This is a genomic window from Nocardia sp. NBC_01730 (assembly GCF_035920445.1).
GTDB lineage: Bacteria > Actinomycetota > Actinomycetes > Mycobacteriales > Mycobacteriaceae > Nocardia.
Genome location: NZ_CP109162.1, coordinates 324,258 through 349,811, shown reverse-complemented (window position 1 = coordinate 349,811; position 25,554 = coordinate 324,258). Strand labels below are relative to the sequence as shown.

Sequence of the window (25,554 nt, the reverse complement as noted above, 5' to 3'; positions counted from 1 at the left end):
GCCTGAGAGATTCGGGTGGCGCGACCTTCGCCGAGCCCCTTTCCCCATGGGCGGGCAGCTCGAAGCCACCACTTTCCAGAGGCGCCGAAGCCCGCACGGTCCTTGTTGCCTGAGAGATTGACGGGGAGGTGCTGCTCCTTCGGCGCCCGGACTCATGTCGAGCCGGGACTCTCCCGCACGGCGGCGACGCAACGTCAGTTTAATGCCGACGCCACGCCGAAGCGCGCCGTAGGACCCCGCGCAGCTGTGTCGTTCTCATCACTCCGCGATCGTGCGCGGCCTCAGATCGCAAGACCGTGGCGCAGCCGGATCGCCGCGAGCATCATAGCTTCCGCTTGAATTCGCACCAGCCGCTCCAGCGGTATCGGGACGCCCGGCGCATTCTGCTCGACGTCGGCGCACCAACCGGCGAAAACCGCGGCGAACCGGTCACGTTCCATCGCCAGCACAGGCGACCCGTCGCGCCGGCATTCCGCCTCGAGCATCCGCAGCAGCATGCCCCCGAGCCGAAGTCGCAGCATCGCGGTCCAGTCGTACTGTCCGACGAAGATCTCGCCGCGGGTCGCGATCCGATGCCGCCCTGGCACAGTCTGTCTGCTCGTCGCGAGACCGGGCAGCCCGGCGATCAAGGCGCGCACCGACCGCTCGAACGGGCTACGACCGCTCAACCGGTCGGAGACCCGACCGAGCACGTCGGCCGCGACCTCGGCCAGCGCACGGAAGTCGGCCGCGGTCGCGTCGAGCAGGTCGCCGAGCACTCGGTCACCCGCCGAGCCGTCGCCGATCCGCGGATCGACCCACAGCGGCAGCTCGCAGACCAGAATCGCCGTGCCGTAGCGGGCCGCGTAGTCCCGGCAGCCGCCCCCGCCCAGCGCCGCGACCGCGTCGACGCCCTGGGCCGTGAGCCGGTCGGCCATCGTGTCGAACCGCGGCAGTTCGAAGACCCCCTGCGCCACGGTGCGTGCACCGGGCGCGTCGGGTTGGCCGTGATAGATCGGCACGTCCGCGGCGACGAGCCGCTCGGTCAGCGCCGACCAGTACTCGGGGTCACCACCGGTGGTGTAGAAGAAACCGCCGCCGAACTCCGCATTGTGCAGCGAAGCGATCAGGGCCGGCCGGGTGCGGTCGATCAGTGTCATCAGCGCCTTGGTCTCCGGCATGGGGACACCGACGGGATGGCCGCGCCACACAGTGGGAAAGCACCATTCCGGCTGTTCCACCGCAGGCGGGCGATAGAAGCCGCGGGCGACACCGGTCCTGGTATGCGGACCCGCGAACCAGCTTTCGTTGAGCCGAGTTCCGTCCGGGTCGACGCACAGCACGAAATGCCAGGTGGCGCCGAGCGTGAGCGCATCGTCCTCAGCCATCCTGCCGAGCAGATGACGGATCGTGGCCATTCCGATGGGCTCGTTCGGGTGCGGATTGCCGAACACCAGGATGTGCTGTCGGCCCGCACCTACCCGCACCTCACGGATCGGATCACCGCCACGCGATCGCCCGATCTCGGTGCTCGATATCCGGTCCGGATGGGCCGCGGACAGCGCGTCAGCGAATCCGTTCAGCTCGTCCACCGTCGGGAATGCGCTGATCCGGCCGATCGGCCCCACCAACTCGGTGATGTCGTCACCGACTCGCACGACGGCCCCCTCCTCGCCGTCGCGGTACGCATACGATCGTCCGCGACGGCACCTACCGGCGCACCACGGCCGGGGAGGATGCATGCATGTCCCGGCCGTGGGAGCGCTTCGATTGTCATCCGAAACGCCGCGATCGAGAGAGCAGTCGCTCCGATCGCGCTCATCGAGCGGCGACCGGACCTAGCCCGTCTTGCGGTTCATCCGCGCCTTGCGGCGGAAGGACAGCTCGTCCTCGGGGCGTTCGGTGACGGCCGACGCCCGTTCCGCGGGGAAATTGGCGATCGCGCCGGTCAACTCGCGCATGGCACCGCTGACGGCGATCCCGAAGACACCCTGCCCGCCCTGCAGTAAATCGACGACCTCCTCGGGCGAGGTGCACTCGTAGACCGAGGTGCCGTCGGAGAAGAGCGTGATGCCCGCCAGATCCTGCACGCCGCGGCTGCGTAGATGGTCGACGGCGATGCGGATGTTCTGCAGCGAGATGCCCGCGTCCAGCAGCCGCTTGACGATCTTGAGGACCAGGATGTCCTTGAACGAGTACAACCGCTGACTACCCGAGCCGGCGGCGCCACGAACGGAGGGCACGACCAAACCGGTGCGAGCCCAGTAGTCGAGTTGCCGGTAGGTGATCCCGGCCACCTGGCATGCGCTGGGCACGCGATAGCCGACCAGGTCGTCAGGTACCGAGTCGTCCGGGAACAGGCCTGGCTGTACCACATCCTGCGATTGCTCTGCCACTGACCACTCCCTTGCTTCGCCGACGCATTCACAGCCTCATCGATGACCCGGCTCCGTTGGTGGCCGAACCGGGTCGGATCCGGCCGAAACGGACGTGGCCCCAACTGTCGAGATTACTCCCTTCGATTGTCCAGGGAGCGCCCTCATCGAGCCAAACGCGACGCGCGGTAAAAGTCTCGACCTCTACTTCAGCTGTCGGTCGCCTTGAAGTCATCCGGTGACACCGACTCGAGAAATTCCTTGAACTTCTCCACCTCGTCCTCGCGCTCGTCCGGCATGACCAGCCCGGCCTCCTCGAGGACAGGCTCCTCGGCATAGATCGGGCAACCAACCCGCAAGGCGATCGCAATCGAATCGGACGGGCGCGCCGAGATCCGCAGATCGTTCTCGAAGACCAGGTCCGCGTAGAACGTGCCCTCTTGGAGGTCGACGATCCTGACCTCCTTGAGCGTGTGCCCGAGCTCGGTGATCAGGACCTTGATCAGATCGTGCGTCAACGGGCGGATCGGGGTCACCCCCTCCTGCTCGAGCACGATCGCCGTCGCTTCGGCCTGCCCGATCCAGATCGGCAGATACCGATCCCCCGCGACCTCGCGGAGCAACAGCACGGGCTGGTTCTGTGGCTGCTCGACACGGATGCCGATCACGCGCATTTCGCTCATCGCACTGCCTCCCATACTCGCCGCCAGCCCGGCATGACCGCTGCAGAGCTCGCCGTACCACGAGTCTAAGCGAACCAGCACGGGTGCAGCGATCCGTGTGCACAGCCGAAATCGGCGTGTTGGCTCGGCGAAACCCGCGGGCCGGAACCGACGGGGGGCTCAACCGCCCAGCGAACTCCGGACCGAAGCCTTGACCAGACAGGTGTGCAAGGTCAGCGACAGCGCCGCCAGTTCCCGCACCGTCTCCTCCGCGCGGGCTCGCGCACCCGCGTCGCGGCTCTTCGCAATCGGGGCGGCGATCTGCGCGACGAGCGCGGCCTCGCGATCGGCGGCGAGCTTGAACGCGCGCAGATGCCTTGCCTCCAAACCGAATTCGGCCATCGCCCGCGCGGCCTTCGCCAGCGTGACCGCGTCGGCGTCGAAGTACCCCGCTGGTCCCGGCGTGATCAGGTTGGCGCGGATCAGGTCGTTGAGAAACTTCTCATCGATCTCGGCCTGGTCGAGCAGATCCGTCCGGGTGACGCGGATTTCCGGATCGAACCGCAGATCATCCGGCGAGATCTCGCTCGGCACGACGCCGAGCCTACGTGGCGCCGCCACCTGGCGCGCGCCACGCTCGGCAGCCGAAGCGGGATGCTCCGCGTCCGGCGACACGTGCCCGGACTCCGCGGCACCGACGTGCGCCCGGGCGCGCGCTTCCCGCACACCGAGCGTCGCCGCACCGCTGTCGATCGCCTCGAGCTGCTCCTTGATCACCTTCAGCGGCAGGTACTGATCGCGTTGCGCGGTCAGTACGAACCGGAGCCGTTCGACATCCGCGACGGAAAATCTGCGGTAGCCCGAGGGCGTCCGCTCCGGCCGGATCAGGCCCTCCGCTTCCAAGAAGCGGATCTTCGAGATGGTGACGTCGGGAAAGTCGGGGCGCAGCAGGTCGAGCACGGAGCCGATCGACATACCTCCGCGGGCCCACTGCGCCGCACCGGTCACCGCGCCAGGTCCTTCATGACCCCGAGCCTTTCATGAGGTGTGAGACCCAGCGCCCTCGTTGTCATAGACTGCCCGCACCCGCCGACGAGTCGGTCACCTGCGCGCGCGGTCCGGTCAGGAACACCAGCCGGAACTTGCCGATCTGCACCTCGTCACCGTTCTGCAGCTCCGACGAGTCGACCGGCTCCCGGTTCACATAGGTGCCGTTTAGGCTGCCTACGTCGACGACCTGGAACGAATCGTCGTCCTGACGGAACTCGGCGTGCCGACGGCTGACAGTGACGTCGTCGAGAAAAATGTCACTGTCGGGGTGGCGCCCCGCCGACGTGGTCGGCTGATCCAGCAGGAACCGCGAGCCCGCGTTCGGGCCGCGTTTGACGACCAGAAGGGCCGCGCCAACGGGCAGACCCTCGACCCCTTGGACCGGCTGCTCGCCGGTCGTCTCTGCGGCGCGCGACGCGTCGACCTCGTTCAGGAAATCCGCGCGGAAGACCGACGTCGTCTCGGCCGCGGTCTCCCCGTAACCCGGGTCTTTGTTCTCGCTCACCGTTTCTCTCCTCCTCGAACCTGATTATCCATGCAAGCAGGTGATACCTCTGGCACCACGACCTGCCCTCGAGTGCCTGGACTCCCGGCACAACCGCCGGATACGTCTATTGGCATTGACCGTACCCTGCCGGGCCGCACCCGTGCAGGTAGAACTGGGAAGGCTGATTCAGCCCCCGATAACTCCTTGATAACCGGCGGCATCCAGCAGTTCACCGAGCGTCGCATCCAGGCGCTCCGCGTCGCTCGCCTCCAGCTCGAACAGCCACCCCTCACCGTAGGGATCGGTGTTCAACGTCTCCGGCTTCGAGGTCAACTTCTCGTTCACCGCAACGACTTTCGCGCTCAGCGGCGCGTAGATGTCGGACACGCTCTTGGTCGACTCCACCTCCGCGATGCTGTCCTCGGCGGCCACGTCCGTGTCCGTCTGAGGCAACTGTACGAACACAACGTCACCGAGTTGAGACTGGGCGTAGTCGGTAATGCCCACCCGAACCCGGGTCGGGGCGATCCGGCGAACCCACTCGTGCTCCTCGGTGTAGCGCAGATCCTCGGGGGTCTGGGTCACAGGCCGTCCTTTCGTTTGAACGTTGCACGCAAACTCTATCGGCTACGCCGCCCGGTCCGGCACAGCCGGTATCGCTCTTGCGACCGCGATGGCCTTGCCGGTGTAGAGAACGCCGGTCCACACGTAGACCGCCGTACCCCAGACCAGTAATGCCCCACCGAAGGCCCGCCCGAAACCGTCGGCCGCCCACTCCATCTGCCCCGCGAGCAACCAGGGCAGCGCGGACATCAGCGCGAAGGTGGCCGCTTTGCCCAGGTAGATCACCTCGGGCGGGGGCAGATCACGACGCTTGTAGACCGAGAGAGTGAGGGTGAGCGCGAGGTCGCGGCCGACCAGGATCACGGCCACCCACCACGGGATCAGGCCTCGGATCACGAAGGCCGCCAGCGTCGTGACCAGATACAGCCGGTCGACGAACGGATCGAGCAGCGCCCCGAGCCGCGAGGACTGGTCGAGCAGCCGCGCGAGCTTGCCGTCCAGGAAGTCGGTGACGCCGCTGGCGACCAGCAGCGTGAACGCCCAGCCATCGGCCCGCTGGACCAGCAGCAACCACACGAACAGCGGAACGCCGAGCAGGCGCAGCACGCTGAGCACGTTCGGCACGGTCAGGACGCGGTCGGCGAGGACGCCGCTGTCCGCGTCGTCGGCGCCCGCGCGTTCCCCCGGTTCCGTTCTGCCCGATTCGGTTGTCACGACCTGTGCATACCGCACCGACCCCCGCCGCCGCCATCTCCCCGCCCCGATTCTCCGATATCCCCGCCGCCGCTACCGTGCGACGATGGTTTTCGCCACAGCTCGACGATGACAGAATGAGTATGAAATTATCTCACCTATCGGCAGATGAGTGAGAGGTAGGCATGTCCGCATTCGACTACGACGTAGTAGTGATCGGCTCCGGCTTCGGCGGCAGCGTCAGCGCCTTGCGGCTCACTGAGAAGGGATACCGCGTCGGCGTCCTCGAGGCAGGTCGACGGTGGAACGCCCAGGACATCCCGCGCACGAATTGGAATGTGCGCAAATCGATCTGGGCTCCGCGACTCGGCCTCACCGGACCCCAGCGGATCAGCCTGCTCGGCAAGTGCGCCGTATTCTCCGGCGCGGGCGTCGGCGGGGGCTCGCTCATCTACGGCAACACCCTCTACGAACCGCTGCCGAACTTCTACACCGACCAGCAGTGGGCCCACATCACCGACTGGCGTGCGGAGCTGGCTCCGTACTACGACCAAGCCAAGCGCATGCTCGGCGTCACGCCGAATCCGCGCATGACCCCGGCCGACGAGGTGATCCAGCAGATCGCCGAGGACCTCGGCGCCGCCGACACCTTCCACCCGACCGATGTCGGCGTGTTCTTCAACGAGAGCGATCCGGGCACCGAAGTCGACGACCCGTACTTCGGTGGCGCTGGGCCACGCCGCAACGGCTGCGTGCACTGCGCGCGATGCTTGACCGGCTGCCCGCACAACGCCAAGAACACGACCACTACCAACTACCTCTATCTGGCCGAACAGGCGGGCGCGCAGGTACACCCGCTGACCACCGCCACCACCGTACGCCCGCTGCCCGACGGCGGCTACGCGGTCGACACCCGACGGTCCGACCGCTGGGTCCGCAAGCAGCGCAGGACCTTCACCGCCGAGCAGGTGGTGTTCGCCGGAGCCGCCCTCGGCACCCAGAAGCTGCTGCACACGATGCGCGACGACGGCGTGCTGCCCAACCTGTCACCTCGGCTCGGCGGGCTGACCCGCAGCAACTCCGAGGCGATCCTCAACGTGGTGAGCCGGTCGCGCCGCGACTTCGCCGAGGGTATCGCCATCACCTCCTCGATCCATCCGGAGGCCGATACCCACGTCGAGGTGTGCCACTACGGCAAGGGACAGAACGCGCTGTTCCCGATGTCGGTACCGATCGTGGACGGCGGTGCGTTCCGCATCCTGCGGTTCCTGCTGGCGATACTGCTGCACCCGCTGGTGTTCCTGCGCAGCCTCAACGCACGGCACGCGTCGGAGAAATCGGTGATCTTGCTGATCATGCAGTCGCTGGACAACTCGCTCACCTCGTTCCGCCGGCACGGGCAGCTCGTGACCAGGCAAGGCACCGGCCGGCCGAACCCGACCTGGATTCCACTGGCCCACGACATCGGCCGCCGGTTCGGCGCGAAAGTCGACGGCGACACCCACGGCCTGATCATGGACGTGTTCGACATTCCGGCGACCGCCCACTACATCGGCGGCTGCGTCATCGGCGACAGCACAGAGACGGGAGTGGTCGACCCGTACCAGCGGGTCTACGGGCACCCTGGCCTGCACATCGCGGATGGCTCCGCGGTGACCGCCAATCTCGGCGTGAACCCGTCACTGACCATCACCGCGCAGGCCGAGCGCGCGATGGCGTTCTGGCCCAACCGGAACGAGCCCGACGCTCGGCCGGAGCTGGGATCTTCCTACCGGCGCGTCGCACCGGTAGCGCCCGCCCATCCCGCGGTGCCTGCTGCGGCGCCCGGCGCGCTGCGGCTGCCGATCGAGTCGGCGCAGCCCCCGATCTCGGCGAAGTGAGGCCGACACCACACTGTTGCGGTGCCACGCACCCGCTAGCGTGAGTCGTTGTGTCAGAAGGTGGTATCGACCTGCGCTCCTACCTGCCCGCCGACGATGTCCGCGCCAAGGGGCGTGCGCTGCGTCAGCGGGTTCCGGTCATCACGCGAGACCGGGAGGCGACTAGCGTGCGCCGTCCCAGCGTGCTCGGGTTCGTCGAGACGAGCAACGCCGGTCGGCTGCCACACCTGGTGCCGCTGCGCATCGGCCGCATGATCGCCTCCCCGTTCACCTTCTACCGTGGCGCGGCGGGTTTGATGGCGGCCGACCTGGCGGGTGGTCCGGACAGTGGGCTCGTCGCCCAGTTGTGCGGCGACGCGCACGCCGCGAACTTCGGCCTCTACGGCACCCCTCGCGGCGAAATCATCATGGACATCAACGATTTCGACGAGACAATCGCTGGCCCGTGGGAGTGGGACCTGGAGCGGCTCGCGGCCGGCTTGGTGCTGGCGGGGCGCGAAGGCGGCGCAAGCGAGGACGACTGCCGCACGGCGGCGCGCGACGCCGCCCGCTCCTACCGCCTGGCCGTCGACGCCTTGGCCACCATGCCGTTCATGGAGTCCTGGAGCGCGCTGCCGGACGAGTCGGTGATCAGCCGCGCCAAGGCCGACGACTTACTCGACGACTTCAAGAAAGCCGCGAAGAAGGCGCGCAAGAACACCAGCGCCAAGGTGGTGGCCAAGTGGACCGAGCACCTCGACGACCACGAAACCGGCATCCGCCAACATCGGTTCGTCAGCGACCCACCGATTCTCACCCTGGTGGACGACCACGTCGCCGACGCGGTGATCGGAGGACTGGAGCGCTACTCCGGGACACTGCGCGAATCCCGGCGCAACCTGATCGCCCGATTCGCGGTGTCCGACATCGCGTTTCGGATCGTGGGTACCGGAAGTGTCGGGCTGCACACCTACCTCGCGCTGCTGCACGGCAACGACGGCGAGGCACTGGTCCTCCAGGTGAAGCAGGCCGGTCCCTCCGCGCTTGCCCCGTTCCTGCCCGCGACCGGAACCCGGCACGAAGGGGAGCGAATCGTGCAGGGCGCCAGGCTCGTTCAGTCCGAGAGCGATATCCTGCTCGGCTGGACGTCGCTCGACCCGACCGGCGCCGGGGTCGAATTGCCTTTCGTCGTGCGGCAATTCCGCAATCTGAAGGGCAGCATCGACCCCGCGGAGCTGCCCGCAAGCGACCTCGACGACTACGGGAGGCTGGCGGGTGCGCTGCTGGCCAGAGCACATTCCCGCTCGCTCGACCCGCGGCTGCTGTCGGGATATTTCGACGGCGACGAGCATTTCGACGACGCGGTGGCGAGTTTCGCGGTGCGCTATGCCGATCGCACCGAGGCCGATCACGCTGAACTGGTCGACGCGGTCCGTACCGGGCGGATCGCGGCAGAACAGCCGGAGTAGTCCCGGTCCCAACACGCCGATTGTTGCCGTGGGCGCGGCGAACTCGCCGCGAAACCTCGTATCCTGTCCACTGTCGAGTGTCGACGTGAAGGGCGGTCGCCAATGCTCGTGCGAGTCCAGAACGCCGCAGGCACAAATGCCGAGCGGGCGTTGATCGATTGGCTGCGCGCCTGGAAGGATCCCGACACTCCGCACGGTGTCGCGACCATCAATTGCAGCCTGTTCCACCAGGACCGGCTGCACCAGTTCGATGCCGTGGTATGGACGCCGACCAGCTGTGTGGTGATCGAGGCCGAGGCGCTCGTCGCCCGGCAGGACGGCGTGCTGGAGGTCCCGCTCAACGGCCCGTGGACGATCAACGGCACGCCCGCCGCGACGGAGGGCCGCGACCGCGGCACGCCCCTGGAGAGGTCCCGCGAACACACTTTCGCGCTGCAAAGCTGGCTCGCCGCCCGCAGCCTCGGACAACGAGCCGTCCACGGCCTCGCACTGATCGTCCCACTGCGCGGCGCCGAGTTGCGGATCGAGCAGGCGTGGACCGATCCGAGCTTCGACGTGGTCATCGGCGACGATGCCGGGCGGCTCCGGCACTACTTCGACGTGCTCGCCGAAGAGGAGAACTTCCTCTGGACAGCCAACGACGTCGCAGTCGCATTCCGCGGCCTCGGTATCCTGCCTTATCTGCCCGCACCGCAGGACCTGCTCAACGAAGGTTTCCTCGGTCCGATCGATATCACGCTGTGGCACGGCGGACCGAACCAGGCGCAGGCCGAGGCCTACGCGGAGGAACTGGCGCAGACCGAACGGGACGCGCAGGCGTCCGCCTTCACGATCGAGGCGCCGTGGTACAGCCCGTGGAAGCTGTACCCGAGGGAGGCCGGCGATCTGGATCTCGGCCGCACATTCATGCGCACCCTTTTGGTGATCGGCATGATCATCGGCTTCGCCTGGGTGCTGTGGTTCGTTGTCACCGCGATATCGACCTATGGCCCCGGCTGACCTGCTGACTATCGTCGACCCGTGCTCGCAGTTCCGGAGAAGTTCGCCTCAGGAAATATCGTCCGGACCGGCGTCGCCGCGGCAGGAGCCGCCGTCACCGTCGCGGTGCCGATCACCCTGCCCGCCGACGGCGGTCCGTCCGCGGTCGATCGCGCGATCGCCGATCCCCTCCAGTCGGCGCTCGACGCGCGACCCGGCGTGTACGAGGCGCTCGTCGTCCCGAGCAACGGTTACATCCTGCTCCCTCTACTGCTTCTGGCGTGCGCGTGGTTCGCGTACCGCGGTGACCGGCGCCGGGCCTTGACGATGGCCGTGGTGCCGGAACTCGCTGTCGCGGTGAACACCTGGCTGCTGAAACCGCTGTGGGGACGGCAGTGGCAGGACTATCTCGCCTACCCCAGCGGGCACACCGTCCACCTCGTCGCCATCGCAAGCACGTTCGTGCTGCTGGCCGACACGCACCGCACACGATGCACGGTGTGCGCCGTAGCGAGCGTGGCACTACTGGCGGCCGCCACCGGGATGGTCGGCCTCGATTACCACCATCCGACCGACATCCTCGGCGGCGCCGCAGCGGCGATCGCGATGGTGATACTGCTGTGCTGGGCAGCCGAATTCCGGCGCGGCCGCATTTCTATGCCCCCCGCCGGTGCTCGGACTACGTCCGGTCGAACACGCTCGCGTCGTCGAGCATGGCCGCACCCAGCATCGACTCGGGCACGCCCATCGCCTCGACCAAGGCATGCGCGTGCGGACGCAGCCGGTCGACCAGCTCGTTCACGCCCCGGCGCACCGCCTTCGCCCGGTCGACCGACATGAACCGGTGCATGATGTACCAGGACTGGTTCTCCTCGATCGTCGAGTAGACGAACAGATCGCACATCGAGTCGGCGAGCGCGCGCGCGTCCGGGTCCTCGATGCCCTCGATGCCCTCGATGAACGCCTCGAGCACCAACCGGTCGATATGCGCCGCGCCTGCGGCCAGGATGTGGTCTTGGGCGTTGTTGAACGCCTCGAACGGCCGGGTGTCCGCGGCCCGGGCGCGCAACCGGTGTCCCGCGGTGCGGACCAGGTAGTCCTCCCGGTCGGCGAACAGCTGCAGCTGCACCGCGCGACGCGACAGGTCCCCGTCGTCGATCGACTCGTCACCGCGATCCTTGAGGGTTTGGATCAGCTGGCGAACGCCCGATCGCTTGCGCACCACATCCCCCGCCATGGTTGCGGCGAAGCGCACCCAGCCGAGCGCGTCCAGGTCGCGCACTTCGTCGGCGTAGGCGGTGAGCAGCTCCTTGGCCACCAACTGGGTGAGCACGATGTTGTCGCCCTCGAAGGTGGTGAACACGTCGGTGTCCGCCTTCAACGTGACGAGCCGGTTCTCGGTCAGATAGCCCGCGCCGCCGCACGCTTCGCGGCACTCCTGGATGGCACGGGTGGCGTGCTCGGTCTGCGCGACCTTCAGGCCCGCCGCGCGCTTCTCCAGCGCACGCTGCGCGCCCGGCTCGAGGTCCTGGCCGGTCTGCACCAGATGCATCCGACGTACCAGGTCGTTCTGCGCGAACGCGAGCGCGTAGGACTTCGCGACCAGCGGCAGCAGGCGACGCTGGTGGCTGCGGTAATCCAGCAGCACCGTCTCCGCGCCGGTGTCCGGGTCGGCGAACTGGCGCCGCTTCAGTGCGTAACGCACCGCGATGCTCAGCGCCACCCGCGCACCGGCCGCCGCGGCGCCACCGACGCTGACCCGGCCGCGCACCAGCGTGCCCAGCGTGGTGAAGAACCGGCGGCTCGGGTTCTCGATCTCGGAGCTGTAGGCGCCATCCGGCGCGACATCGGCGTAGCGGTTGAGCAGGTTCTCCCGGGGCACGCGCACGTGGTCGAAGACGATGCGCCCATTGTCGACACCGGGCAGGCCACCCTTGAGTCCGTCGTCGGAGGTGGTCACCCCGGGTAGATCGGCACCGCTCTCGTCGCGGATCGGCACCAGCAGGCAGTGCACACCCTTGTTCTCGCCGCTGGTGATCAACTGCGCGAAAACCGCTGCCATTCTGGCGTGTTCGGCCGCACCGCCGATATAGTCCTTGCGTGCCGACGGTGTCGGCGAGTGCACGACAAACTCCTCGGTCTGCGGATCATAGGTCGCCGTGGTCTCCAGATTCGCGACATCACTGCCATGTCCGGACTCGGTCATGGCGAAGCATCCGAGCAGATCCAGCGAGATCAGCTGTTTTATGTGCTCCCGGTGCCGTTCGCTGCCGAGATTCTCCACAGCGCCGCCGAACAATCCCCACTGCACACCCGACTTCACCCACAGCGACAGATCCGTGTAGGCCAGCATCTCCAGTCCGACCACCGCCGCCCCCGGCTCGCCGGTTCCGCCGTTCTCCCGCCGGAATCCCCGCTCGGCGTAGCCGTTCGCGGCGACGGCACGCATCTGCTCGAGCACCCGCGCCCGCGCCGCCTTGTAGTCGAGGTAGGGGTTCCCGGTGAACTGCTTCCCCGCCAGCTGGATGCGAGCTTCGTCGCGGACGGCCGCCCAGGGTCCATCGAGTGCAGTACGTAGGTGATCGGCCGTCGTTGCGGTGCCGGAAGTCATAACTCGACGATAGCCCGGTACCCGAGCGGTAAAACGTTGACGCGACATGTCCGCCGGAGCCCTTGCTAGAATCTTGAACAAGCGTTTAATATACTGAACATGTGTTTAACAAACAGCCCGTTTCGCAAGGACCCGCCGACGATCTGACCACCGCGGCCCGCATCCGCGACGCCGCGATCGAGGTGTTCGGCGAGCACGGATTCCAGGTCGGAGTCCGCACGATCGCCGCCGCCGCAGGCGTCTCCCCCGGGTTGGTCAATCATCACTTCGGTTCCAAGGACGGCTTGCGCGTCGCCTGCGACGACCGCGTTCTGCAACTGATCCGCGACGAGAAGTTCAAGGCGATCACGGCGCCCTCCGTCGCGAAAGGCATGCTCAACGCCCTCGCCGAGATCGAGTCGTACGGACCGCTGGTCGCCTACATGGTACGCAGCCTCCAGGCGGGAGGACCGATGGCGAAATCGCTACTCGATCACATGGTTTCCGACGCCGAGGGGTACCTCGAGCAGGGGGTCGAGGCGGGCATGATCAAACCGAGTCGCGACCCGGCGGCACGCGCCAGATACCTGATATTGCTCAATGTCGGCGCCACTCTGCTGTACATGCAGATGCGCAGGCAACACGGCGAGAAGATCGACTACCGCAAGGCTGTTCGCGAACTCACCGAAGAACTCACCGCACCCGCCCTGGAGTTCTACACCCAGGGCCTCCTCACCGATCCAACGATCTTGGACACATTCACCAAGGAGAACTGATGTCCGACGTCATCGAAGTCCACGATCTCCGCAAAACCTTCGGACACGTCGCCGCGCTCGACGGACTGGATCTCAGTGTGACCGAGGGCGAGATCCATGGCTTCCTCGGACCCAACGGCGCAGGCAAGTCGACCACGATCCGGGTACTGCTCGGCATCCTGCGGGCCACCGCGGGCCGGGCTCGGATCTTCGGCCGCGATCCGTGGGCCGACGCGGTCGCCCTGCACCACGAACTGGCTTATGTCCCCGGCGATGTCACGCTGTGGCCGTCGCTGTCCGGCGGCGAGACCATCGACCTGCTTGCCAGGATGCGGGGCGGCATCAACGATAAACGCCGCGGCGAACTGATCGACCGGTTCGACCTCGACCCGCGCAAGAAGGCGCGCGCCTATTCCAAGGGCAACCGTCAGAAGGTCGCGCTGATCTCCGCACTGGCTTCCGATGTGCATCTGCTACTGCTCGATGAGCCGACCGCGGGCCTCGACCCGCTGATGGAGCAGGTCTTCCGGGAATGCGTGAACGAGGCGCAGGAGCGCGGCACCACCGTCCTGCTGTCCAGCCACATCCTCTCCGAGGTGGAGGCGCTGTGTGACCGGGTGACCATCATCCGCGCCGGGCGCACGGTGGAGAGCGGCTCACTGTCAGACATGCGCCACCTCTCGCGCACCTCGATCACCGCCGAATTACTCGGCGAACCCGGCGATCTCAGCCGTATCCCTGGCGTGGAGGACATCGAGCGGGACGGCGCCACGCTGCGCTGCCAGGTCGAGGGCGAGCACCTCGGCGAGCTGATCCGGGTGCTCGGCGACGCCGGCGTGCGCAGTCTGATCAGCGCTCCGCCCACGCTCGAGGAACTGTTCCTGCGGCACTACCACGTCGACGGCGAGGCACCGGACACCGCCGCGACCACCGGGAAGAAGGTGCGAGCATGACCATCTCCACCACCGACCGCACCGCCTCGGCACCGGTATTCGGCGACTCCAGCGATTTCGCGGGCACCCGCCAGCTGCTGCGGCTGTATCTGCGGCGGGACCGGATCGTGCTGCCGCTGTGGACGCTGCTGATCGGTCTGATGCCCGCTTTCCAGATCGCCAGCATCAAGGATCTGTACGACACCCAGGCCGAGCTCGACAGCTTCGCCAGAACCACGGCGGACAGCCCGGCGCTGCTCGCCATGTACGGCCCGGTGTTCAGCTCCGAGTTCGGTTCGATCGGCACCTGGAAAGCAGGCGCCATGTACACCATGATCGCCATCGCCACGGTGCTGACGGTGATCCGGCACACCAGGGTCGAGGAGGAGACCGGGCGCGCTGAGCTGGTGGGCGCTACCAGCATCGGCCGCTATGCCGGGCTCACCGCCGCGCTGATCATGACCTATTCCGGCGCGCTGTTCGCCGGAATCGTGTGTGCCTTGTCGCTTTACGGCAACGACCTGCCCGGCGCGGGCTCACTCGCCTTCGGCGCCGCGCTCGCGGCATCGGGCATCCTCTGGGGTTCCGTCGCCGCGGTGGCGGCCCAGGTGAGCGCGGGCGCGCGGGTGGCGCGCGGCGTGGCGTTCGGCACGCTCGGCGCCGCGTTCGCGCTGCGGGCCGTCGGCGACGCCGGAAACGGTGTGCTGTCCTGGTTTTCGCCGATCGGTTGGTGCCTGCAGATCCGGCCGTACGCGAGCGAACGCTGGTGGGTGCTGATCCCGCTGTGCGCCGTCGCGGTGCTCGGCACCGCCACCGCGTACGCGCTGCTCGGCAACCGCGACACCGGCTCGGGGCTGCTCGCCGAGCGTCCCGGACCGCCGGCCGCGGCCCCCAGCCTGTCCGGCCCGCTCGGACTGGCCTGGCGGCTGCAACGCGGCACGCTGCTGGCCTGGACCGTCGGCTTCGCCCTCTACGGCCTGCTGATCGGCGGCGCGGTCAACAGCGTCGGCGACATGCTCGATAGCAGCGCCACCATTCGCGACATCGTCACCAGGATGGGTGGCTCCGAGCAGTTGCAGCAGTCGTTCATCACCTATGCCATTGCGATGCTCGCCGCGGCCGCGTCGGCCTACTCGATCTCCGCCGCCCTGCGGCTGCACGACGAGGAGTCCAGCGCACGCGCCGAGGCCACGCTGTCCGGCGCGGTCGGTCGCTCCCGATACGCGCTCAGCCATATCGGTTTCGCGCTACTCGGTCCTGCGACGGCGTTGCTGGTCGCCGGTGCCGCGATCGGCGTCGTGTACGGCTCCTCGGCGGGCGATCTGGGGACGAAGTTGCCGCAGTCGATCGGCGCGGCGGCCGTGCAACTGCCCGCGGTCTGGGTGGTCACCGGCATCACGGTGGCCCTGTACGGTCTCGTACCGCGGTTCACTCCGGTCGCGTGGGGCGTGCTCAGCGCCATGGTGGTGCTCTACTTCGTCGGTTCCCTGGACGGGCTGCCGCAGTGGATGGTGGATCTGGTGCCCTACATCCATCCGCCGAAGCTGCCCGGCGCGGAGTTCCAGGCGCAGCCGGTGCTGTGGCTACTCGGAATCACCGCGATCCTGCTCGGCGTCGGTATCGCCGCGTTTCGCAGGCGCGACCTGCGCTGATCAGAACAATCGGTGGCCAACGCGCACCCGTCGCGGGCCACTTCCCTGTAGTGGGGCAGGTCGGGTCGCGCCACACGGTGTTCGACAATACGGTTACCAGGAAATTGCCCGGTGCCGCGCGATATCGCAGGCGAACACCCCGACGAGGACCATGCCGAGATTCACCGAGTTCACCACCGCGCTCGCCATCTGCCTGATCGCTGCCGCGCTCGCCGCCCCCGGAGCATCGGCACAGCCGAACGGCGCCGAACAACCCCCGCAGTACGCGCCGACCATGCTGATCTTGGACGCGTCCGGATCGATGCAACGACCGGACCCGGCCGGAACCATGATGGACGCCGCGAAGACCGCGGTCCGCACCTTCGTCGACACCGCACCCGCAGAGTCGAAGGTCGGGCTCATGACCTACGGCACCGGGACCGGAAACACCGAGGCGGAGAAGACCTCGGGATGCCGAGACGTGCAACTGCTGCGCCGCCCGGATGCCCTCGACAAGGCGGCGTTGACCACCGCGGTCGACGGCATCGAGGCCCGCGGCTGGACCCCCATGGGTACCGCCCTGCGCCAGGCCGCCGATACCCTCCCCAGCTCCGGCCCGCGCTCTGTCGTGCTGGTCTCCGATGGCGACGACACCTGCTCCCCACCCGACCCGTGCGAGGTCGCGCGCGAGGTGAAGCAGCGCGGCGTCGACCTGATCATGCACGCGATCGGCTTCGCGGTGGACGCGAGGGCACGCGCCCAGTTGACCTGTATGGCGCAGGCGACCGGCGGCACCTACACCGATGCCGCCGACGGCCGCGCGCTGGAACGCATCCTGCCGCGCGTAAGCGCCGCCGCCTTGCGCAACTACCAGACCGCGGGAACGCCCATCACCGGCACCGGCGGCTACGAGACCGCGCCGGTGGCCGCGCCCGGCCAGCACCTGGACACGATCGGCCAGCGGGAGAAGCGGTACTGGGCGGTGGACGTACCCGCCGGGGCGACCGCCTATTTCAGTGGCACGGTGTCGTTTCCGCGTCTGCCGGACATCTCGTCGACCGAGGACCTGAATACGTTGCAGCTGCGCGTGTACGGCGAGGACGGCCAGGACTGTCACGTCTTCGAGTCCGAGTTGAGCACCGCATCCAGTGACGGCGCAGCGCTGACCGTAGCCAAGGCCTGGGATGGCGCGACCAAGGAGCACACCGGCAGCGCGAGCTCCGACAAGTGCCGTGGCGGCGGCCGCTACTTCTTCGCCCTGACCTGGGACAAGGTCTCCACGGGCGTTCCGGAGCGGTTGCCGATCGAACTGCTGGTCGGTATCGAACCCGCCGCAACCGATCCCGGCCCGGCCGCCACACCGCCGCCGACGGCCTTCGCCGAGCCCACCGGCTCGGGCACACCCGCCATCGGCGGCGGATCGTTCAACGTGGCCACGCCACTAACGGGCAGCGGCCGCTACACCGACACCCTCCGGCAAGGCGAGTTCGTGTTCTATCGGGTCCGGCTGGATTGGGGCCAAGGCCTCGCCTACCGGGTGCGCTTCGGCGGCAACGGCGGGCGCGGCCTCGAGAACCTCTCCAGTATCCGTACTACGCTCTACAGCCCGATTCGCCAGGAGATCGACTCCGACTTCGCCGCCTACACCGGCACCGACACCGTCCTGCCGACGGACAAGCCGATGGCCACGGTTCCCATCCGCTACGCCAACCGGACCGCCGACGACATCAAAGCCCGCAGAGAGTCGGTGGCGGGCTGGTACTACCTCGCGGTGAAGGTGGGCTCGACCTTCGAGCAGGGTGATGCCGCACCGGTATCGATCCAGCTGGATCTCACCGTCAGCGGCGCGCGGGAGAACGGACCGACGTACTCCTCCGGCATCGACGACGGAGTCTTCGGCGAGAAGGCCACCGGCGCGGGCAAGGCGAACGGCAGGCCGCGCACTGCGGCGGCGCCCACCGCCGACGCGGACACCAGGTCAGCGACGAAGTGGCTTCTGGTCGCGGGACTCGGCGCGGGCGCCGTCGGCGTTGTCGCGGTGATCGCAGGCCTGTTGGTGGCCCGCAGGCGAGGCTAGCGCCGTGCGAAACCGGTGGCGCTCAGGCGTCACCGGGTTTCCTCGATCCCCAGCTTCTCCGCCAGCCGCGTGAGATAGGCCCTGACGTCGTCCGCTGAGCGGTCGGGCAGCCCGTAAACCACTTCGGTGACGCCGAATTCGGCCCACTGCTTCAGCTGCGCCGCGTCGTGCCGACCGGCGAGGGCGACGATCTGGGGCGTGTCCGCGCGATCGTGCTCGTGCCAGATCCGGTGCAGAAGTGCGATTTTGTCATCCAGACCGTTCTCGGTAGGGGTCGTGATCCATCCGTCGGCGTTCTTCGCCAGCCAGGTGAAGGTCTTCTCGGTCCCCGCCGCACCGAGCAGCACGGGGATTCGCTTCCGCACCGGCTTGGGCCACGACCAGCTGGCACCGAAGGTCACGAACTCCCCGTCGAAGTCGGCCTCCTCCTCGGTCCAGAGGACGCGCATGGCGTCCAGATGCTCGCGCAGCACAGTCCTTCGCTTGCCCGCGGGCACACCGTGGTGGGCCAGCTCATCGGTGTTCCACCCGAATCCCACGCCGAGGCTGACCCGGCCGCCGGACAGATGGTCCAGCGAGGCGATGGTCTTGGCCAGCGTGATCGGATGGTGTTCGGCGGGCAGCGCCACCGCGGTGGACAGCCCGATGCGACTGGTCACGGCGGCCGCCGTGCCGAGCGCCACCCAGGGGTCGAGGGTGCGCAGGTAGCGGTCGTCGGGCAGGCTCGCGTCGCCGGTGCGTGGATGCGCCGCCGCGCGGACCACCGGGATATGGGTGTGCTCGGGCACATAGAACGTGTCGAAACCGGCACGTTCGGCGGCCACCGCCGCATCCGCGGGGCTGATTCCCCTATCGCTGGTGAACAACACGATTCCGTACCGCATCGTACCCGCTCCCATCGCCGAAATTAGAACAAGTTCTATCACGATTCGCGAGACCGACCAAGAGCCCCGGCAATCCGACACGCCCGCCCTGACGCGCCCTGATGCCAAGGACACGCCCAGTGACTAGGTTCGCGGTCATGGGTCCTGACACATTTTCCGGAGGCGACATCACCGCCGAGCGAGTCGACCACCTCGGTTGGCGCCGCGGGTTGCGGCTGCGGCGGGCCCGCCGGATTCCCGTCGTCAGCCAAGCCGTCGGTTTGCTCGTCGCGGACCGTCAGGCGACCGCGGACACCATCGTCTCGGCGCCGGCGCCGCTACAGCCGATCGACCTCACCGACGACGCCCGCGTCGCCGAGGTCCTCGATCTCGCGGTCCGCGTGGGCGAAGTTGTGCTCGCCTCCGGCACCGGTGTTGTCGACACCACGACGACGGTGCGATTCATCGCCGCCACCTACGGCCTGTCCCGCTGCAGCGTTGATGTCACCTACGACGCCATCAGGATCTGGGCCGACCGCGGACCGCAGCTGCCACCGGCGAGCGCCGCTCGGATCGTGCACTACCGGTCCCTGGATTTCACGCGCCTCGCCGCGGTGGACCGGCTGACCCGTCGGATCCGCAACAAGCTGATTCCGCCGGACGAGGCGCGCGCCGCTCTCGATGCGATCACCTCGGCCCCGCACCCCTATCAACGCTGGACCGCTACCTTGGCCTGGTCGCTCATGGCGGCGGCGATCGCCGCACTGCTCGGCGGCGGCGCCCTCGTCGCGGCCGTCAGTTTCGCCAGCACCGCGGCGATCGACCGCACCAACCGGGTGCTCAATCGCTACGGCCTGCCATTCTTCTTCCAACACGTGGTCGGCGGCGCGATCGCGGCGATCCCGGCCATCGTGCTGGCGACCCTCGCCGCCCGGCTGCACATCGACATCGACCCGACCCTGATCATCGCGGCGGGAATCACCGTGCTACTCAGTGGATTACAACTGGTCGGCTCGGTACAGGACGCGATCACCGGCGCCCCCATCACCGCGACCGCCCGCATGCTCGAGGTGATGATGATGACCGGCGGGATCATCGCGGGCATCGCGCTCACGCTGCGCATCGCCGATCTGGTGGACGCCACCGTGCCGCCGGTCTATCTCACCTCCGGCGGCGACTTCACCGACCTGCCGGTGAAGATCATGGCGGGCGCGGTCGTGGCGCTGGCCTTCGCGCTCGCCTGCTATGCCGAACGCCGCGCCCTCGCCGCCGCCGCGGGCAGCGGCGCCGCGGGCACCATCTGCTTCCTGCTCGCGCAGCAAGCCGGGTTCGGTCCGGTGATCTCCTCCGCCGTCGCCGCGACGCTGGTCGGCCTGGCTGGTGGTCTGATGGCCCGCCGGGCGCTGACTCCCCCGCTGGTCGTCGCGGTCGCGGGCATCACCCCGCTGCTACCCGGCCTCAAGGTCTATCGCGGCTTGTCCGCGCTACTCAACGACGAACTGCTGATCGGAGCCAACCAACTACTCGCGGCGGTCGGCGTCGGCTGCGCGCTGGCGGCAGGCGTTACGCTCGGCGAGTGGTTCGACCGGACCGTCCGAAGGCCACAGATACTGCGGCGATTCGGCTCGCTACGACGCCCGATCGTGCGGCGTCGCCGCCGGTCGGCGCCGGTTCAGTGAGCGGCAAGATGCCTACCGGACCTGTACCCACCCGGTACCCTCGTATCGGTTGATCAGGGCAGCCGGATACCGTGGCCGCCCCGGCGCGAGGGGAGGCGGTTCGGATATGGCGGAGGCAGTCCCGTTCTCGACGCAGATTCGCGGCGCCACCGCGCGGCAGCACGCGGAGGCGGAGAACTCCCGATTCATGAGCGACATGCTCGGCGGAGCGCTCGGCGTCGATTCGTATCACCGCTACACCGGCCAGCTCTGGTTCATCTATCGCGCGCTCGAGGGGCGCTCGGACGCGCTGGCCGACGACCCGATCGCCGGGCCGTTCATCCGGCCCGAGCTCGCGCGCACCGTCGAACTCGAGCGCGACCTCGCCCACCTCATCGGTGCCGAGTGGTGCACGGGCCTCGAACCGCTGCCCGCGACCGCCGCGTACGCCGAGCGCATCGACGAGTGCGCCCGCGACTGGCCCGCCGGCTACATCGCCCACCACTACACCCGCTACCTCGGTGACCTGTCCGGCGGACAGGTCATCCGCGGCACCGCGGAGAAGCTGTGGAACCTGCCGCACCGCGGTGACGGTGTGCGCTTCTACGTGTTCGACCGCGTCGGCAACCCGGCGGCGTTCAAGCGCGAGTATCGCGACCTGCTCGACCGGCTGCCGCTCGACGATCTGGAGCGCCGCCGCGTGCTCGACGAGGGTCGGCGCGCCTTCGCGATGAACACCGCGGTCTTCCAGGAGCTTGCCGAGCAGTTCCCCGCCGCCCAGTAGGTGAGGCGATCACCCCGGACGACCGTGGTTGCGAACAGCGAGTCGGGTCCCCTTCGGCGGGTGCGGATTCCGCCGTGCCCTGCGTGGACGGACATGGCGTGAGACAGTCGTGACATGAGAGCGCGCCGCCGCATCGCCCTGGTTCTTATCGGTCTTGTGGGTCTGGTCGGGGGATGCGATCGGGTGTCCGATGCCGGCGGGGGGCCTGCCTCCTCGACGGCGCCGCGACCGGTGCCGTTGGTCTCTACGAATGATTTGCCCGCGACGCACCCCGACGAGGTGCACCTGTTCGGTTTCAACGACCTGCACGGAAACTTACAGCCGCCGGGCGGGTCGACCGGGAAGATCACGGGATACGACGCGGGCGGGGCGGCGTATCTCGCCACCCACCTGAGGCGCTTGCAGGCCGCGTATCCGGCGAGCGCCGTGGTGGCGGCCGGAGACAACATCGGCGGCAGTCCCCTGATCTCCGGACTGTTCCACGACGAGCCGACTATCACCTTCATGAACAACGTCGGGGTGGCCGCGTCGTCGGTGGGCAATCACGAATTCGACGACGGCGTACTGGAATTGGGGCGGATCCAGCAGGGCGGTTGCGCCCCGGACGGCTGCTCCCCTGGTGCGCCGTTCACGGGCGCGAGATTCCCGTATCTGGCCGCGAATGTCGCGGACGCGCAAGGCAATCCGCCGCCCGCGCTGCGCCCGTGGATGCTACTCCCGGTGGGCGGGCACAAGATCGGCATAGTTGGGACGGTCACGCCCGACACGGCGAATATCGTTCTACCCGAAGGCATTCGCGGCTATAACTTCGGCGACGAAGCCGACGCGGTCAACCGCTACGTGCCCGAGATGAAGGCGGCGGGCGCGGAGACGATCGTGGCCCTGATACACGACGGTGGCGCCCAGCGACCGGGCAAGGACGAACCACTCGACTACAGCGGATGCGCCGACATCACACCGAACGTCACCAGGCTCGCCGAGCGGGTCGACCAGGCGGTGCGTGCGGTGATCACCGGCCACAGCCATCAGCCCTATGTGTGCACGATCGGCGGGAAGGTGGTCACCCAGGCCGCTTCGTATGGTCGGCTCATCACCGACATCACCCTGCGCTTCGGCGCCGCCGAGGTGCAGGCTTCCGCGATCAACCGAGTGGTGTCCCGCGACGTCACACCGGACGACTCGACAAGCGCGCTCGTCGATTTCTTCACCGAGCAGTCCCGCTCCCGCGCCGGCCGCGTCGTCGGCGCGACCTCGGACGCCCTTTCGCACGAACCCGGCGCTGCGGGCACCTCACCGCTCGGCGACGTGATCGCCGATTCCATGCTGTCGGTCACCGCGGGCCCCGCCGCGGCCGTCGCCGCGTTCATGAATCCCGGGGGTGTGCGCGCCGATCTGGAGGCGGGTCCGATCACCTACGGCGATATCTTCACCATCCAGCCGTTCGGCAACCAGGTCGTCACGCGCACGCTCACCGGCACTCAGATCCTGCGCCTGCTCGAGCAGCAGTGGGACAACGCGAGCAAGCCGACTGTCCTGTCCCTCGCCGGCATCACCTACGCCTACTCCGACACGGCACCCACGGGCGCGAAGGTGATCGCCGGCAGCGTCCGCGTCGCGGGACAGCCGCTCAACCCGGTCGCCGGCTACCGCATCACCACCAACAGCTTCCTCGCCTCCGGCGGCGACGGCTTCACCGTTTTCACCGAGGGCACCGACAATGCCACGGGTCCAACGGATTTGGACGCCTTCGAAACGTTCCTCCGCGGCAAGCCGCCGCTGCAGGCGCCGCCAGCCCGGGTCGAGAAGAAGTAGCGGCACCGAACGCCGCCGGATTGCTGGACACTTGACCAGAATTTGGATAACTGGAAATCTTTGTAACACACACCCTTTGACCTGGGCATACGGTGACCATTCCCACAGCTCGACCAGACCATGATCGCTTGCTCGCATCACGCGTGGTCAGTTACTGTTGAGTAACAAGTCAGGACGAAGGTGTTCCTACTTTCGGCCCGACGGATTGTCATGGGGGCCGATTCGAAGCTTTCCGCATCCACTGCTGCATGCCGACTGACTTGTGCGACAACATGATTCAAGCGAACAGCAGGAGAGTGCGATGGCTTCCTACATCGTTACAGGCGGTACCGGATTCTTGGGCCGGCGGGTTGTGCAGGATCTCCTGGATCGCGATCCCGAAGCGATCGTGCACGTGCTGGTGCGCGAGGCGTCGTTGGCAAAATTCACCGAGCTCGCAGCGGGTTGGCGTGGCGGCGAGCGCGTCTTCGCGCTGATCGGCGACCTCACCGCCGACGGGCTCGGCCTGGCCTGCGAAGCGCCGTCGGCCGACCACATCATCCACCTGGGCGCCGTCTATGACATGACCGCCGACGAGGACACCGCGCACGCCGCCAACGTCGCGGGCACCCGCTCGGTCCTTGCGCTGGCCCGAGAGTTGGACGCGGTACTGCACCACGTCTCCTCCGTCGCGGTCGCGGGCGATCACAAAGGCAAGTTCTTCGAAGAGGACTTCGATCTCGGACAGCAGCTGACCTCGCCGTATCACCGCACAAAATTCGCCGCCGAGAAGCTCGTTCGCGAGTCGCGCGGCGTGCGCTGGCGGGTGTACCGGCCCGCGATCATCGTGGGCGATTCCCACACCGGCGAGATGGACAAGATCGACGGCCCGTACTATTTCTTCGCCGCCATCGCCAAGCTCGGCGCGCTGCCGACCGATCTGCCGGTACCTCTGCCCGATCTCGGCGCGACCAACATCGTCCCAGTCGACTACGTCTCCGCTGCCATGGTCGAGCTGGTCCGCCGCCCCGGCCTGGACGGCCGCACGTTCCACCTGGTCAACCCGGCGCCGCAGCCGTTCAGCGAGATCTACAGCGCACTCGCCGCCGCGGCGGGCGCACCGTCCGGCGTCGGCCCGGTACCCGGCAGCGGCCTCGCGCTCAGCGGGCTCGCGCAGATCCCCGGTGTCCCGGCCATGCGCGATTTCCTGTTGGAGCAGTTGGGCATTCCCGCCGAGGTCGCGCCGCACACGTCGTTCTCGGCCGATTTCATCAGCGACTCCACCCGCGCCCAACTGCGCGGCGCGGGCCTGACCGTGCCATCGTTCGACAGCTACGCCGAGCGCCTGTGGCAGTACTGGCGCGATCACCTCGATCCGCAGCGCGGCCGGGTATCCCTCACCGGTGATCCGCTTGCGGGCCGGGTCGTTCTCATCACGGGCGCCTCCTCCGGCATCGGTCTGGCCACCGCGCACGCGGTCGCCCGGCGCGGCGCCACAGTGCTCATGGTCGCCCGCGGACATGACGACTTGGCCGCCGCCGCCGACGCAGTGCGCGCGGAAGGCGGTGTGGCACATGCCTATCCCTGCGATATCACCGACTCCGATGCGGTCGAGAAGCTCGTGCAGTGCGTGCTCGACGACCACGGTCACGTCGACTACCTGGTGAACAACGCCGGCCGCTCGATCCGTCGTTCGGTGCTGAACTCGACCGACCGGATGCACGATTTCGAGCGCACCATGGCGGTGAACTACTTCGGCGCTGTGCGGCTCATCCTCGGATTACTTCCGTCGATGCGGGCACGCCACTTCGGACATGTGGTCAACATCTCCTCGATCGCGGTGCAGACCAAGGTGCCCCGGTTCGCCGCGTATGTGGCGAGCAAGTCGGCGCTGGACAACTTCAGCGAGATCGCGGCGGTCGAGAACCGCGATGCCGGAATCACGTTCACCTCGGTGCGGATGCCGCTGGTGCGCACACCGATGATCGCGCCGACCGACCTGTACCGCGCGCTTCCGGTTCCCGACCCGGAGCAGGCCGCCACCATCGTCATCCGCGCGCTGGAGGACCGTCCGCATCGGATCGATACCCCGGTCGGCACCTTCGCCCAAGCGGTCGAGCTGCTGATGCCGTCGGTGAAGCGCCAGATCATGCACCAGGGCTTCCGCCTGTTCGGGGAATCCCGTGCGGCGCAAGGCCACACCGATTTCGCGACCAAGGAGCCCGCCGCGCCGGACACGCGCCGGAGTCGCGGTCCCCTCGCTGTGCTCGCCCCGGTCATCATGCCGCTCATGGCCATGCCCGGCCCCGCGGCGCGCGTCGCCCGCATCGTCCCGGGATTGCAGTGGTAGGTGCGCG

The 25,554-nt window shown here is 68.0% G+C and carries 20 protein-coding genes, 1 pseudogene and 1 riboswitch; of the genes and pseudogenes, 12 read left to right on the top strand and 9 right to left on the bottom strand.

The annotated features are described in order from the left end of the window. Positions 1-86 precede the first annotated feature (86 nt). Positions 87-186, bottom strand: a riboswitch (glycine riboswitch). A 95-nt stretch (positions 187-281) separates the two neighbouring features. The 7 genes from OHB12_RS01605 to OHB12_RS01575 form a co-directional block, all read right to left on the bottom strand. Beyond that, positions 282-1,637 carry a M14 family zinc carboxypeptidase gene (locus tag OHB12_RS01605; RefSeq protein WP_327115460.1) on the bottom strand — a complete coding sequence of 452 codons (1,356 nt, stop codon included), beginning with the start codon at positions 1,635-1,637 and terminating at the stop codon, positions 282-284. 180 nt (positions 1,638-1,817) lie between these two features. Further along, the gene (locus OHB12_RS01600) at positions 1,818-2,375 is read right to left on the bottom strand and encodes a MerR family transcriptional regulator (protein ID WP_327115458.1); all 558 of its coding nucleotides are present in this window, start codon (positions 2,373-2,375) and stop codon (positions 1,818-1,820) included. A 188-nt stretch (positions 2,376-2,563) separates the two neighbouring features. After that, positions 2,564-3,037, bottom strand: a complete 474-nt coding sequence (locus tag OHB12_RS01595) for a bifunctional nuclease family protein (RefSeq protein ID WP_327115456.1) — start codon at positions 3,035-3,037, stop codon at positions 2,564-2,566. Positions 3,038-3,196: 159 nt separating this feature from the next. After that, positions 3,197-3,991 carry a transcriptional regulator FtsR gene (ftsR, locus tag OHB12_RS01590; RefSeq protein ID WP_327120832.1) on the bottom strand — a complete coding sequence of 265 codons (795 nt, stop codon included), beginning with the start codon at positions 3,989-3,991 and terminating at the stop codon, positions 3,197-3,199. Between the two features lie 94 nt (positions 3,992-4,085). Further along, positions 4,086-4,571 (bottom strand): glycogen accumulation regulator GarA, encoded by a 486-nt coding sequence (gene garA / locus OHB12_RS01585; protein ID WP_327115454.1) that lies wholly within the window; start codon positions 4,569-4,571, stop codon positions 4,086-4,088. Positions 4,572-4,739: 168 nt separating this feature from the next. Further along, entirely contained in the window at positions 4,740-5,138 is a 399-nt protein-coding gene (gene gcvH, locus OHB12_RS01580; RefSeq protein WP_327115452.1) for a glycine cleavage system protein GcvH, read from the bottom strand. 42 nt (positions 5,139-5,180) lie between these two features. Beyond that, entirely contained in the window at positions 5,181-5,831 is a 651-nt protein-coding gene (locus tag OHB12_RS01575; RefSeq protein ID WP_442799933.1) for a CDP-alcohol phosphatidyltransferase family protein, read from the bottom strand. 164 nt (positions 5,832-5,995) lie between these two features. Between OHB12_RS01575 and OHB12_RS01570 the strand changes: the two genes are divergently transcribed. The 4 genes and pseudogenes from OHB12_RS01570 to OHB12_RS01555 all read left to right on the top strand — a co-directional run. Beyond that, the gene (locus OHB12_RS01570; protein ID WP_327115450.1) at positions 5,996-7,690 is read left to right on the top strand and encodes a GMC family oxidoreductase; all 1,695 of its coding nucleotides are present in this window, start codon (positions 5,996-5,998) and stop codon (positions 7,688-7,690) included. 50 nt (positions 7,691-7,740) lie between these two features. Beyond that, complete coding sequence (locus OHB12_RS01565) at positions 7,741-9,138, top strand: DUF2252 domain-containing protein (protein ID WP_327115448.1); 1,398 nt, start codon at positions 7,741-7,743, stop codon at positions 9,136-9,138. 102 nt (positions 9,139-9,240) lie between these two features. Next, entirely contained in the window at positions 9,241-10,137 is an 897-nt protein-coding gene (locus OHB12_RS01560) for a nuclease-related domain-containing protein (protein ID WP_327115446.1), read from the top strand. A gap of 306 nt (positions 10,138-10,443) precedes the next feature. Beyond that, positions 10,444-10,737: pseudogene (locus OHB12_RS01555) on the top strand (phosphatase PAP2 family protein); the annotation flags it as partial. Between the two features lie 58 nt (positions 10,738-10,795). Here OHB12_RS01555 and OHB12_RS01550 read toward each other — a convergent pair. Next, positions 10,796-12,727 (bottom strand): acyl-CoA dehydrogenase family protein, encoded by a 1,932-nt coding sequence (locus OHB12_RS01550; RefSeq protein WP_327115444.1) that lies wholly within the window; start codon positions 12,725-12,727, stop codon positions 10,796-10,798. A gap of 101 nt (positions 12,728-12,828) precedes the next feature. Here OHB12_RS01550 and OHB12_RS01545 point away from each other — a divergent pair, with 101 nt between their 5' ends. The 4 genes from OHB12_RS01545 (at position 12,829) to OHB12_RS01530 (ending at position 18,101) form a co-directional block, all read left to right on the top strand. Next, positions 12,829-13,482: a TetR/AcrR family transcriptional regulator gene (locus OHB12_RS01545; protein WP_327115443.1), complete on the top strand. Its 654-nt coding sequence runs from the start codon at positions 12,829-12,831 to the stop codon at positions 13,480-13,482. Next, positions 13,482-14,414: an ABC transporter ATP-binding protein gene (locus OHB12_RS01540; RefSeq protein WP_327115442.1), complete on the top strand. Its 933-nt coding sequence runs from the start codon at positions 13,482-13,484 to the stop codon at positions 14,412-14,414. The genes OHB12_RS01545 and OHB12_RS01540 overlap by 1 nt, the downstream gene beginning before the upstream one ends. Further along, entirely contained in the window at positions 14,411-16,045 is a 1,635-nt protein-coding gene (locus tag OHB12_RS01535) for an ABC transporter permease (RefSeq protein WP_327115440.1), read from the top strand. The genes OHB12_RS01540 and OHB12_RS01535 overlap by 4 nt, the downstream gene beginning before the upstream one ends. 151 nt (positions 16,046-16,196) lie before the next feature. Further along, positions 16,197-18,101 carry a vWA domain-containing protein gene (locus tag OHB12_RS01530; RefSeq protein ID WP_327115438.1) on the top strand — a complete coding sequence of 635 codons (1,905 nt, stop codon included), beginning with the start codon at positions 16,197-16,199 and terminating at the stop codon, positions 18,099-18,101. A 29-nt stretch (positions 18,102-18,130) separates the two neighbouring features. On the opposite strand, the gene OHB12_RS01525 is transcribed toward OHB12_RS01530, so the two are convergent. Next, positions 18,131-18,985 (bottom strand): LLM class F420-dependent oxidoreductase, encoded by an 855-nt coding sequence (locus OHB12_RS01525; RefSeq protein WP_327115436.1) that lies wholly within the window; start codon positions 18,983-18,985, stop codon positions 18,131-18,133. A gap of 137 nt (positions 18,986-19,122) precedes the next feature. Here OHB12_RS01525 and OHB12_RS01520 point away from each other — a divergent pair, with 137 nt between their 5' ends. The 4 genes from OHB12_RS01520 (at position 19,123) to OHB12_RS01505 (ending at position 25,547) form a co-directional block, all read left to right on the top strand. Beyond that, the gene (locus OHB12_RS01520) at positions 19,123-20,643 is read left to right on the top strand and encodes a threonine/serine ThrE exporter family protein (protein ID WP_327115434.1); all 1,521 of its coding nucleotides are present in this window, start codon (positions 19,123-19,125) and stop codon (positions 20,641-20,643) included. A gap of 106 nt (positions 20,644-20,749) precedes the next feature. Beyond that, the gene (locus OHB12_RS01515; protein WP_327115432.1) at positions 20,750-21,406 is read left to right on the top strand and encodes a biliverdin-producing heme oxygenase; all 657 of its coding nucleotides are present in this window, start codon (positions 20,750-20,752) and stop codon (positions 21,404-21,406) included. 114 nt (positions 21,407-21,520) lie between these two features. Further along, positions 21,521-23,218 (top strand): bifunctional metallophosphatase/5'-nucleotidase, encoded by a 1,698-nt coding sequence (locus OHB12_RS01510; RefSeq protein WP_327115430.1) that lies wholly within the window; start codon positions 21,521-21,523, stop codon positions 23,216-23,218. A gap of 301 nt (positions 23,219-23,519) precedes the next feature. Then, positions 23,520-25,547, top strand: coding sequence for an SDR family oxidoreductase (locus OHB12_RS01505; protein ID WP_327115428.1), 2,028 nt, complete (start codon positions 23,520-23,522; stop codon positions 25,545-25,547). Positions 25,548-25,554 lie beyond the last annotated feature (7 nt).

Excerpts from the sequence above, each read along its gene's own strand:
- OHB12_RS01595 (WP_327115456.1), bottom strand. The coding sequence starts at position 3,037 with ATGAGCGAAATGCGCGTGATCGGCATCCGTGTCGAGCAGCCACAGAAC.
- ftsR (WP_327120832.1), bottom strand. The coding sequence starts at position 3,991 with ATGTCGATCGGCTCCGTGCTCGACCTGCTGCGCCCCGACTTTCCCGAC.
- OHB12_RS01570 (WP_327115450.1), top strand. The coding sequence starts at position 5,996 with ATGTCCGCATTCGACTACGACGTAGTAGTGATCGGCTCCGGCTTCGGC.
- OHB12_RS01560 (WP_327115446.1), top strand. The coding sequence starts at position 9,241 with ATGCTCGTGCGAGTCCAGAACGCCGCAGGCACAAATGCCGAGCGGGCG.
- OHB12_RS01550 (WP_327115444.1), bottom strand. The coding sequence starts at position 12,727 with ATGACTTCCGGCACCGCAACGACGGCCGATCACCTACGTACTGCACTC.
- OHB12_RS01540 (WP_327115442.1), top strand. The coding sequence starts at position 13,482 with ATGTCCGACGTCATCGAAGTCCACGATCTCCGCAAAACCTTCGGACAC.
- OHB12_RS01535 (WP_327115440.1), top strand. The coding sequence starts at position 14,411 with ATGACCATCTCCACCACCGACCGCACCGCCTCGGCACCGGTATTCGGC.
- OHB12_RS01530 (WP_327115438.1), top strand. The coding sequence starts at position 16,197 with ATGCCGAGATTCACCGAGTTCACCACCGCGCTCGCCATCTGCCTGATC.
- OHB12_RS01525 (WP_327115436.1), bottom strand. The coding sequence starts at position 18,985 with ATGCGGTACGGAATCGTGTTGTTCACCAGCGATAGGGGAATCAGCCCC.
- OHB12_RS01520 (WP_327115434.1), top strand. The coding sequence starts at position 19,123 with ATGGGTCCTGACACATTTTCCGGAGGCGACATCACCGCCGAGCGAGTC.
- OHB12_RS01515 (WP_327115432.1), top strand. The coding sequence starts at position 20,750 with ATGGCGGAGGCAGTCCCGTTCTCGACGCAGATTCGCGGCGCCACCGCG.
- OHB12_RS01510 (WP_327115430.1), top strand. The coding sequence starts at position 21,521 with ATGAGAGCGCGCCGCCGCATCGCCCTGGTTCTTATCGGTCTTGTGGGT.
- OHB12_RS01505 (WP_327115428.1), top strand. The coding sequence starts at position 23,520 with ATGGCTTCCTACATCGTTACAGGCGGTACCGGATTCTTGGGCCGGCGG.